Below are 1042 nucleotides of genomic sequence, written 5' to 3' on the forward strand. Positions count from 1 at the left end.
AATAATTGTAAAATGTATTTTAGTATTTAAAGGGGAGGCACAACACAAGATGTCTGAAATTAAAGATGTACCTAGTACAGACCAAACAAAACCACATGGAAAAGAAGCTAAAGCAAAAAAACCAAATGACAAGGAACCAAAAGAAAAAGTTGATTATACTGCCGTTAAAGAATTTAAACAAAAGTTAAAAGAGCAAAAGAAACAAACAAAGTTATATTCAAAACGAATTCTAAAAGGGGAAATTATTTCAACAACAAATAGTAAACCAGATACAAGTAAATATGTAATTGAACTAGTTAATGTGAAAAAATCATATATTACTGGGGAAGTTGAAACACCGGTTTTAAAAGGAATTAATTTAAAATTAGAAAAAGGAGACTTTATTGTTATTCTAGGTCCTTCTGGATCAGGAAAAACAACATTACTAAACATTATTTCAGGTTTAGATAAAGTTTCAAGTGGTGATGTTTTTGTTATTGGCTATAACTTATCGTTATTAAAAGATGTTGATTTAACAAAATTTAGACGAGATAATGTTGGTTTTATTTTCCAACAATATAATTTATTAACTAATTTAACTGCCAAAGAAAATGCTGAAGTTGGGGAAAATTTAAGTAAAAACAAAAATAAGAATATGACAATTAAAGATATTTTTGAGACAATTGGAATGGAAGAACAAATGAACAAATATCCTCACCAAATGTCAGGGGGACAACAACAACGGGTTTCAATTGCTAGAGCATTAGCAAAAAATCCAGATATCTTATTTGGCGATGAACCAACAGGAGCTTTAGATGAAGAAATGGGTCGAAAAGTACTTGAAATTTTAGTTGATGTTAATAAAAAATATAAAACAACGGTTATTATTGTTACGCATAACCCAAATATTGCTGATATTGCTAATACAGTTATTCATGTTCGTAATGGATTAATTGACCAAATTAAGAAAAATACACATCTAAAGAAACCAAGTGAAATTGATTGATCTTAATTTGTAAAACGCTATTATGTGTTTTACATTTTTTTATTAATATTATTAGAA

The 1042-nt window shown here is 27.7% G+C and carries 1 protein-coding gene; it reads left to right on the forward strand.

Features of this window, described 5'->3' with window-relative positions; translation table 4 throughout:
• Positions 1-49: 49 nt before the first annotated feature.
• Positions 50-991, forward strand: coding sequence for an ABC transporter ATP-binding protein (locus tag EHV01_RS06685; protein ID WP_422066777.1), 942 nt, complete (start codon positions 50-52; stop codon positions 989-991).
• The last annotated feature ends 51 nt before the right edge of the window (positions 992-1042 follow it).

The organism is Spiroplasma sp. hy2 (assembly GCF_044714365.1).
Taxonomy (GTDB): Bacteria; Bacillota_I; Bacilli_A; order Mycoplasmatales; family Mycoplasmataceae; genus Spiroplasma; species Spiroplasma phoeniceum.